At 65.3% G+C, this 6,418-nt stretch carries 7 protein-coding genes; 2 read left to right on the top strand and 5 right to left on the bottom strand.

Annotated elements, in window-relative coordinates; genetic code table 11:
- Positions 1-92 precede the first annotated feature (92 nt).
- Positions 93-473: a polysaccharide biosynthesis protein gene (locus ACH0AE_RS17540; protein ID WP_406876120.1), complete on the top strand. Its 381-nt coding sequence runs from the start codon at positions 93-95 to the stop codon at positions 471-473.
- 47 nt (positions 474-520) lie between these two features.
- Here ACH0AE_RS17540 and ACH0AE_RS17535 read toward each other — a convergent pair whose 3' ends face one another.
- The 5 genes from ACH0AE_RS17535 to rfbC form a co-directional block, all read right to left on the bottom strand.
- A complete protein-coding gene (locus ACH0AE_RS17535; RefSeq protein ID WP_406876119.1) occupies positions 521-1,984 on the bottom strand; it encodes a lipopolysaccharide biosynthesis protein in 1,464 nt (487 codons plus the stop codon).
- 63 nt (positions 1,985-2,047) lie between these two features.
- Entirely contained in the window at positions 2,048-2,917 is an 870-nt protein-coding gene (gene rfbA / locus ACH0AE_RS17530) for a glucose-1-phosphate thymidylyltransferase RfbA (RefSeq protein WP_406876118.1), read from the bottom strand.
- The gene (gene rfbD / locus ACH0AE_RS17525) at positions 2,914-3,828 is read right to left on the bottom strand and encodes a dTDP-4-dehydrorhamnose reductase (protein ID WP_406876117.1); all 915 of its coding nucleotides are present in this window, start codon (positions 3,826-3,828) and stop codon (positions 2,914-2,916) included. Before rfbD ends, rfbA begins: the two co-directional genes overlap by 4 nt.
- On the bottom strand, positions 3,825-4,877 hold the full coding sequence (rfbB, locus tag ACH0AE_RS17520; RefSeq protein WP_406876116.1) for a dTDP-glucose 4,6-dehydratase: 1,053 nt from the start codon (positions 4,875-4,877) through the stop codon (positions 3,825-3,827). Before rfbB ends, rfbD begins: the two co-directional genes overlap by 4 nt.
- Positions 4,878-4,893: 16 nt before the next feature.
- Positions 4,894-5,457 (bottom strand): dTDP-4-dehydrorhamnose 3,5-epimerase, encoded by a 564-nt coding sequence (rfbC, locus tag ACH0AE_RS17515; protein WP_406876115.1) that lies wholly within the window; start codon positions 5,455-5,457, stop codon positions 4,894-4,896.
- 311 nt (positions 5,458-5,768) lie between these two features.
- Between rfbC and ACH0AE_RS17510 the strand changes: the two genes are divergently transcribed.
- Complete coding sequence (locus ACH0AE_RS17510) at positions 5,769-5,924, top strand: hypothetical protein (RefSeq protein ID WP_406876114.1); 156 nt, start codon at positions 5,769-5,771, stop codon at positions 5,922-5,924.
- Positions 5,925-6,418 lie beyond the last annotated feature (494 nt).

The following is a 6,418-nucleotide window of genomic DNA, read 5'->3' as shown; positions in this document are numbered from 1 at the left end:
ATAGCCGCGCCGCCTAAGCGTTCGCTGATTGTTCGCCCTTAGCGTTGTTTAGCGTACCATCCACGCTATGCCCTCCGTTCGGCGACATCGAATTGCAATTCGTCGGGCTGCGGCCGGGCGAGAAACTGTATGAGGAACTGCTGATCGAGGACGCGCCGCTGGTGACCGCGCATCCACGCATCCGCAAGGCGATGGAAAGCTACTTGCCGACAGATCAGCTGAATCCCTGGCTGGAGAAGCTGCGCCAGGCCGTCGCGCAGCGTGATCCTGCCACGCTTCGTCAAATCCTGTGTGACACAGTGCGCGAATACACCCCGAATTCTGACCTCGTCGACAACGTCTACGTCGAGCGACATGCGCACGACCGGATGGGCGGGGATGCGACAAGTGGGCCGTCGGCGCCGGCCCAGGATCTGCCTGCGAATCCGACGCCGAAATCAGAGACATCAGGCGAGCGAATGCCGTTGGCCTGATCCCGGCCGCGATGATCAGGCGCTCAACAGCGTTCGAGCCAGCCTGGCTATCGCTTGAAGACCGTCGGGATACGATGCGCAAAACGGCGTAGCGGCGTCATCTCGATCAGCTCGTCGATGATGCCGATCCGCAGCAGAACGGCACATATCACGAAGATTGCGCCGCCCAGCAGAGCGAGCAGCAGCAGATCGATGTCGTTGCCGTATCCCAGCAGCGGCCTAACCGCCAATACCGTACCGGTCATCACCGCGGTGATCGCCCCAATTCCCGACAGGTCTTTCAGCTGCGCGCCCGGAGAATAGCCGATCATCCTGCCGGTGACCGCCGCATTGATGAAGAAACCGAGATAGACCGACACGGCTTGCCCGATCGCCATCCCTTCCAGGCCATGAAGGCTGCCAATCAGCAGCGCGGCAAGCCCGATGATTTTCTTGAGAAACTCGATCTTGAAGGAAAGACCCGAACGGCCCTGTGATAGCACGAGCTGCATATTCACCACCTGCAGCGGAAACAGAATCCCGCCTACCGCGAGGATCCTGAGGATCGGCGCCGCGAACAGCCATTTGGGACCGTAGAGGAACTGGATGACCAGGTCCGGGATGATCGCCAGCGCTGCCATCAAGGGCAGGTTGATCAGCATGATCGTCCCCTGGACGAGGCGTACGCCGCTTCTGAGTGCCTCGCGGTCACCTACCTTTGCCGAGAACAGCGGCAGCGCCACCCGCGTCACGATCGCCGCGAGGATGTTTCCGGGCAAGTTCTGCAGATTCTGCGCCCGGTTGTAGAAACCCAGATCACGCGCGCCGTGCAATCGACCGATGATGAGCGAGGCGCCGTTGGTATAGACAACATCGACCAGGCTGGTCAGGGTCACGAACGATCCGAACCGCACCAGCGGCAGCGCGGCACCCAGATGCAAGCGGGGCAGCGGGTTCCACCTCCCCATGCGCCAAATGAGGCAGGAATTCGCCAGCGAATAGGTGGCCGCCTGCGCCGCGAAGCTCCAGACGCCGGCACCGTACAGCGCGGCCGCGATGGCTGCCACCGCACTCAGCGTCGAGGCAGCCAGACCGGCCTTCGCGATCACGTCGAACCGCAGATCGCGCTGCAGCAGCGCGGTCGGGATTGAAGCCAGCGCGCTGGTCGGTACGATCGCGGCGCACACGTACAACAGCGGCTCAAGGACCGGGTACCCGAAATAGTCCGCAAAGGCCGGCGCGATTGCCGCAGTGACAAGCCCAAGGAACAGGGAGAACAAAATTGTATGCCAGAACAGCGACGTCTTCTGTTCCAGCGAAGGCGCCTCGCTTTGGATCAGTGCCGTGGCCAAACCTCGATCTACGAGGACCTGCGATATCGCTACGAAAAACATTACCAGAGCGAAAATGCCGAAATCGGTCGGCGTCAGTATTCTCGCCAATGCAATCGATACAAAGAAGTGGATACCTAACCGAGCGCTAAGATCGATCGTGCTCCATATGCCGGCACTTATCGCTTTTCTGGTCGCCACAATCTATCTTCGACAGGTGATACAATCATTGCGTGTTTGCAGCGTCACTATGCAGCGTAGCGCTCAGTGGCCGTCGACGGCGTTGAGGATCGCGCGGCCGTAGGCGGTCTTCTTGAAGCGTTCGCCGGCTGCGCGTGCCTGGTCGGCGGAAATGAAGCCCATCTGAAAGGCGATTTCCTCGATGCAGGCGATCTGGATGCCTTGGCGGTGCTGGAGCGTGCGGACGAACTCGGACGCCTCGAGCAGGCTGTCGTGCGTGCCGGTATCGAGCCAGGCGTAACCGCGGCCCATCTGCTCGACGTAGAGGTCCCCCGCTTCCATGTAGAGGCGGTTGAGGTCGGTGATCTCGAGCTCGCCGCGCGGGGAGGGCTTCAAGTTGCGGGCGTATTCGACGACGCGATTGTCGTAGAAATAGAGGCCGGTCACCGCGTGGTTCGACTTCGGGTTTTCCGGCTTCTCCTCGAGACTGACAGCGCGGCCGTCCTCGGCGAGTTCGACCACGCCGTAGCGCTCGGGATCCTCGACGCGGTAGCTGAACACCGTCGCGCCGCTCTGCCTCGCGACTGCGCTCGCGAGCAGGTCGGTGAGATGCGCGCCGAAGAAGATGTTGTCGCCAAGCACCAGCGCGACATTGTCGTCGCCGATGAAGTCCGCGCCGATCGTGAAGGCCTGCGCGAGCCCGTCGGGGCTGGGCTGCTCGGCGTAGCTCATCCGGAGGCCGAAGGCGGAGCCGTCGCCGAACAGCCGCTGGTAGTTGCCGAGGAATTCGGGGCTCGAGATGATCAGCACGTCGCGGATGCCGGCGAGCATCAGCACCGACAGCGGATAATAGATCATCGGCTTGTCGTAGACCGGCAAGAGCTGCTTGTTCACCGCGAGCGTTGCCGGGTGGAGCCGCGTGCCCGAACCGCCCGCGAGAATGATGCCCTTCATGCCTTCCCGTCCTTCTGAGGTGCCCCGATCAGTTCGTCGAGAATGTCGCCGAGCGCGTCCTGCCACGCGCGCGGCTGGATGCCGTAGGCCTTGCCGATCGCTTCGTGGCTGAGCAGCGAATTGGCCGGGCGGCTGGCCGGCGTCGGATAGTCGCTGGTCGGGATGCCCTGCACCGCCGCCTGCGCCCCGCCGCGCGCGGCGCTCTGCGCGAAGATCTCGCGGGCGAAGCCTGCCCAGGTGGTCGGCCCGGCGTTGGAGAAGTGGAACGTGCCGGTGGGGGCGTCGGCGTCCTCGACCAGCCGCAGCGTGATCGTCATCAGCGTCTGCGCCAGATCCGCGGCGCTGGTCGGCGTGCCGTGCTGGTCCTCGACAACGGTCAGCGTATCGCGCTCGGCACCGACGCGCAGCATCGTCTTTACGAAATTGTTGCCGTGCGCCGAGACGACCCAGGCGGTGCGCACGATCACGTGCCGCGCGCCCGAGGTGCGTACCGCGAGCTCACCGCCGAGCTTCGACGCGCCATAGACGCCGAGCGGGGCGACGGGATCGTCGACCTCCCACGCGCCCTGCTTGTCGCCGGCGAAGACGTAATCGGTCGAGATCTGGACGAGCGGGATGCCGGCTTCCGCACACGCCTTGCCGAACGCCGCGGGGGCCATGGCGTTGACCGCCCAGGCGGTGACGAGGTCGCTCTCCGCCTTGTCGACCGCGGTATAGGCCGCGCCGTTGATCACTGCGGCCCACTCGCGCCCATTGTGTCCGGCCGCGACCTTGGCGGCGATCGCCGCGGTATCGGTGAGATCGAGGTCGGCGACGTCGATCGCCACCACCTCATAGCCCTCAGGCCAGGCGCAGCGCTGCAGCTCGGTGCCGAGCTGGCCGTTCCCGCCGGTGACGAGGATCGCCTTCATGCGGCAACGCCGCGGCGCTGCGCTGCGCCCTTGGCGACGATCGGGCGCCACCAGGCCTCGTTGTCGAGATACCAGCGCACCGTCTTCTCGATCCCGGTCTCGAACGTCTCCTCAGGCCGCCAGCCGAGTTCCTGCTCGATCCGCGTCGCGTCGATCGCGTAGCGCTTGTCGTGCCCCGGACGGTCGGCAACCGAGGTGATCTGGTCGGCATAAGGCTTGCCGTCGGCGCGTGGGCGCAAGGTATCGAGGATGCCGCAGATCGTGTGGACGACCTCGATGTTCTGCTTCTCGTTGAACCCGCCGACATTGTACGTCCGGCCGAGCTCGCCGCGCTCGAACACCGCCTGCAGCGCGCGGACGTGATCCTCGACGAACAGCCAGTCGCGCACCTGATCGCCCTTGCCGTAGACCGGCAGCGGTTCGCCATCGAGCGCCTTGGCGATCATTAGCGGGACGAGCTTCTCGGGGAAGTGATACGGGCCATAGTTGTTCGAGCAATTGGTGATCAGCACCGGCAGGCCGAAGGTGTGGCCCCAGGCGCTGACGAGATGGTCGGAGCCCGCCTTGCTGGCCGAATAGGGCGAGCGCGGATCGTACGGTGTGTCCTCGGTGAAGAGGCCGGTATCGCCGAGCGAGCCGTAGACCTCGTCGGTCGAGATATGGTGGAAGCGAAACCGCGCCTTCGCCTCGCCCTCGAGCCCCTGCCAATAGCTACGCGCCTCGGCGAGCATCGTGTAGGTGCCCACCACATTGGTCTGGATGAACGCGCCCGGCCCGTCGATCGAGCGGTCGACGTGGCTTTCCGCGGCGAGATGCGTGACGATGTCGGGGCGGAACTCGGCGATCGCGGCGCGCACCGCCTCGGCGTCGCAGATGTCGCCCTGCACGAAGCGGTAGCGGTTCGAGTTCGCGACGCGCTCGACCGTCGACAGCGTGCCGGCATAGGTCAGCTTGTCGAAGTTCAGGACCTCGTACTCGGTGTTCTCGATGAGGTGGCGGACGAGCGCCGAGCCGATGAAGCCGGCCCCGCCGGTGACGAAGATACGCATGGGTCTGATATGTCCTTCAGGCGAGCGGGGCGAGGGGCGAGCCGTCGTACGGGAAGGGGCTGTCGAAATCGGCGAGCGCTGGGAGCGCGGCATCCTTGGGCGAGAGCTCAGGGAGCGTGCCGGCGGGGATTGGCCAGTCGATCCCGACACTGTCCCAGCGGATCCCGCCGTCGGTCTCGGGCGCATAGGTGTCCGAGCATTTGTACGTCACCTCGCAATCGGGCTCGAGCGTGACGAAGGCGTGCGCGAAGCCGATGGGGATGAACAGCTGGTGCCCGTTCTCCGCGCTGAGCTCCGCCCCGACCCACTGGCCGTAGGTCGGCGAACCTTTGCGAACATCCACTGCGACGTCGAAGATCCGCCCCCGGATGCAGCGCACCAGCTTGTCCTGCCCGCGCGGGGGCGTCTGGAAATGCAGGCCACGCAGCGTGAAGGCGGGAACGGACAGCGAGTGATTGTCCTGCACGAACCGGCACGTGATGCCGAGCGCGGCGAACGCAGGCTCCGAATAGACCTCGGTGAACCAGCCACGGCTGTCGCCGAAACGCTTGGGGCGGATGAGTTGGACGGGGTTCGCCATAATGCCGGGCCCCTATCGTTTCCGCCTTTTTGTTGCAAACCGAACGACCAAAGTGTGCCGGTTCGTGCTAACAAGTTGGAAGTGATAGGCCTTAAAGATTGCCTACTGTCACGATTCTCAACGCCGTCGACGGGCACTATGCACGGCACACGCCACCCCGTGATCGCTCTCCCGCCCGCGCAACCGCGTGGGGGTTTGCACGTTGTATCAACAGGTTGGCCAGCCCTTGGTGACGAAGCGGCGGTTTAACCGGTTGTTGGTCGTTTCGGGTTCAGAATGGATCCCCCAAAAGGGTCGATTGGAGAGGATCGATGCACGTCATCCGCCCGCTCGGGCATCCGTCGCCGTCGCAGGACGGCATGCCGCCCATCCTGCCGCAGCGCTCGCTGCCGCTGCAGGGCCTTGTGATCGCACTGCCGCTGTCGCTCGCGCTGTGGGCCGCCTTGCTCGTGCCGCTGCTCGGCTGAGCGGACCCGCCATACGACACGCGCACGACGGCGCCGGTCTCGGCTTGGCCGATCGCTGCGCAGCCGATCCCCGCTTGGCCGATCGCTACGCAGTCGATCCCCGCCCAGTCGATCGCTCAGCCGATCCCTGCACGGCCGATCCCTGCACAATCGTTTCCTGCCCCGGCCTACCCTCGATCGGCTCAGGCCTCCGCTCCCCTCGCAAGGGCCGGCACGCGAGCGGCGAAGTGCCCCGCCCCCGATTGCTGACGGACAAGGATGGGAACGGGGCGCCCGGCGCCATGCCTCGAACCCGGCATTCGCCGGTCCGTCCCCACGCCATCCCAAGCACGCCCGACGCACGCAAGCCGGCCACCTGTCGGCTCGTCGCAGCGCCCCGCCCGCCTGTCTCGCACCCTCGCGAGCCCGCTCCGTGCCCGCACCCGCCACACGCTGCCGACCGCACGCGCGCGGGTGTCGCGGTGCTGCGTCCGCTGCTGCTCCCACTCCTGCTC

The organism is Sphingomonas sp. 179-A 2A2 NHS, from assembly GCF_045371305.1.
Taxonomy (GTDB): Bacteria; Pseudomonadota; Alphaproteobacteria; order Sphingomonadales; family Sphingomonadaceae; genus Sphingomonas.
This window is presented reverse-complemented; position numbering and strand designations above follow the sequence as displayed.

What these genes read in the sequence shown, in the direction of transcription:
- rfbA (WP_406876118.1), bottom strand. Translation starts at nt 2,917, where the DNA reads ATGAAGGGCATCATTCTCGCGGGCGGTTCGGGCACGCGGCTCCACCCG.
- rfbD (WP_406876117.1), bottom strand. Translation starts at nt 3,828, where the DNA reads ATGAAGGCGATCCTCGTCACCGGCGGGAACGGCCAGCTCGGCACCGAG.
- rfbB (WP_406876116.1), bottom strand. Translation starts at nt 4,877, where the DNA reads ATGCGTATCTTCGTCACCGGCGGGGCCGGCTTCATCGGCTCGGCGCTC.
- rfbC (WP_406876115.1), bottom strand. Translation starts at nt 5,457, where the DNA reads ATGGCGAACCCCGTCCAACTCATCCGCCCCAAGCGTTTCGGCGACAGC.
- ACH0AE_RS17510 (WP_406876114.1), top strand. Translation starts at nt 5,769, where the DNA reads ATGCACGTCATCCGCCCGCTCGGGCATCCGTCGCCGTCGCAGGACGGC.